Source organism: Aquamicrobium defluvii (assembly GCF_004363725.1).
Taxonomy (GTDB): Bacteria; Pseudomonadota; Alphaproteobacteria; order Rhizobiales; family Rhizobiaceae; genus Mesorhizobium; species Mesorhizobium defluvii.
Genome location: NZ_SNZF01000076.1, coordinates 1 through 2,208, shown reverse-complemented (window position 1 = coordinate 2,208; position 2,208 = coordinate 1). Strand labels below are relative to the sequence as shown.

Below are 2,208 nucleotides of genomic sequence, written 5' to 3'. Positions count from 1 at the left end.
GACAAGGCTTACGACGCCGATCGGCTACGTGACTGGCTCGGCGAGCGGGGTATCGAGGCTGTCATTCCGGGACGCGCAAGCCGTGACGTCGCGTAAGCACGATCTGCAGGCACACCGAACCCATCGTCGTGACGAACAGCATACAGGGCGTGTCGCGGTTCCCGGACGTCCGTCGCAGCAGCGCGGCCGCGAGCAGCGGCGGTGAATTGCCGATGATCGAAAAGGAAATGCCGACAATCATGTGCGGCAGGAGATCGTCGTCGGTGGAATGAAGCCAGGCGATGATCTTCGTGAAGTTCGGCAGCGCATCCGCCGGCAGCAGCGCCAGCGCCATCTTGACGAGCGCTTTGTAGGCTCTGGCTGGGATGAAGCGCTCGGTCCCGCCGGGGATGCGAAAGACCAACTCGCCTGTTTTCCGGTTCACCCCGAAATGCTCCGCGAACGGCGTTCCGTTCGCGCGCATGGATATCAACCGTTTGCCGTCGACAATCCGGTGGCGGATCGAGGCCGGGCCGTCACTGCGGCCGGTCTGACGTACCTTGTTGCCTTTGCCCTGCGTGCCGCCGACTGTGAGGATCGCGCCCATGCTTTTGACGAGCGCGTCATCGAACGTACCGAATCTGGCGTTGCAGGCGTCGCACTCGTCGAGTGAGGTCACCCACTTATTGCCGAACGCCTCTGGGAGCGTATGGGCAACGTTGCGGAAGGCGCGGGGCTCGGTTTGGCCGCAGAAACGACACCGCCCCTTCGTCCCGAGCGTGACGCCCGGCTCGCCCAAACTGCCCTGAACCATGGCGATGATCGCATAATCCGGGGATTCGAGCGTCGCTTCAGGCGGTGTGGACAAGAAACTTCTCATGATCCGCTCCGGGCCGGGGAGGTCAGCCTTACCGTCGCGCGTCGATCTCGATCAGCGCTTTGCGCGTGAGCGCTTTACATGGCGAGCGACCGCAGCCTCACGAATCTTCTTCTCGTCTCGTGCAATCGCGCGTTCGGCTTGCGCGAGCGCGGGCGGAATACGATCGTGGAGTTTGTTCAGCGCCATCAGCTGCGCGATCTTGTCGAGCGTCCACGACGTCGAAAGCAGAAGCATGGTGATGTGCAAGAGGCTCAAAGCCAGGTTTTGACCCGGCTCGACAAAGCCCACATTGCTGGCGCCTGCGATGACCGCGTAGCGGCGGTCGAGTGACCCGAGCCGATAGGCGATGCCCTTGGTGCTCGCATGAACATTGTGGCTCGCCATCTTATAGTGCGAGCGCATCATCGCTCGGCCCGCGGCATCCTCGATATTGCTGAAATTTGGCTTTGGGTTACCCAAATGCGCAGCGACCCAGCCATAGTCGCCGCCAAACTCTTTGCCGTAGCGGCGGATCGCATCGGCATAGTCCTTTTCGATGCGCGCGGCGGCACGTTTCGCAAAAGGAGCAAAGCCAAGGCGCGTATGGCATTGCTGATATTGCCCGAGGCCCTTCTTCGCCTCAACGATCTCATGCGCGAGGTAGCGCTCGGCGAGCGCTTCGCCGCCATCGTCAAGGACCATCGCAACGCAGGCAACTTCGTGAAGCGTGCGCCACCGCGCCATTGCGCCGTCGGCATAGCCGTTCTCCATCAGTACCATGATCTCGGACGCGATCTGGATCGCGCGGACATGGAGGTGAGAGAGCGCCTTGTTCAGATGCGCGCGACGGCGCGACCGCGAGCGGCTGGCGCGACGGTGAAAATCTGTGCCGATGTCTCGCGACAGCTCAATCAGCATCCGTAGGGCATCGAAGCCCTTTCCCCATCGCGCCTGGAGGTTGCAGCGAAACTGATCCATCTGAATGTCGGTCGCATCGCGCCACACCGCCCAGTCGCGCTCATATCGACGCAGCATCTTTCCTGCCGCCGCTTCGGCGACCGTATGGATCAGGTCAGGAAGCGTCTCGCTGATCTTGTTGGCATAGTCCTGCACGCGCGCGGTATCGGCTTCGGTGAATTGGAGCACGATATCCTCATCGGACTCGATTTCGATGACATCTTCGTCGTCGCCATCCGCGTCTTCGCCTGAGCCAAGCAGCTGATCGACGATGGAGCCTATCAGCTTTTCATCCTCGGCATGTCCCGCCGCCTTGAGTGTTGATTTCCGCTGAGAGCTGACCCGGGATTGAGGGATTTTTCCATTGAGAAGTGACCCATGTTTGAACCCACCCCTGCTGGTTGATTGCAGGG

The 2,208-nt window shown here is 61.3% G+C and carries 2 protein-coding genes; both read right to left on the bottom strand.

The features are described 5' to 3' along the window. Positions 1 to 61: 61 nt before the first annotated feature. On the bottom strand, positions 62 to 859 hold the full coding sequence (locus tag DES43_RS22150; RefSeq protein ID WP_208110875.1) for an HNH endonuclease: 798 nt from the start codon (positions 857 to 859) through the stop codon (positions 62 to 64). 51 nt (positions 860 to 910) lie between these two features. Beyond that, a partial coding sequence (locus DES43_RS22145) for a DUF5677 domain-containing protein (protein WP_208110874.1) occupies positions 911 to 2,208 on the bottom strand: 1,298 nt, incomplete at its 5' end.

Bases quoted from the DNA above. Each gene is read 5' to 3' on its own strand.
- DES43_RS22150 (WP_208110875.1), bottom strand. From the start codon at position 859: ATGAGAAGTTTCTTGTCCACACCGCCTGAAGCGACGCTCGAATCCCCG.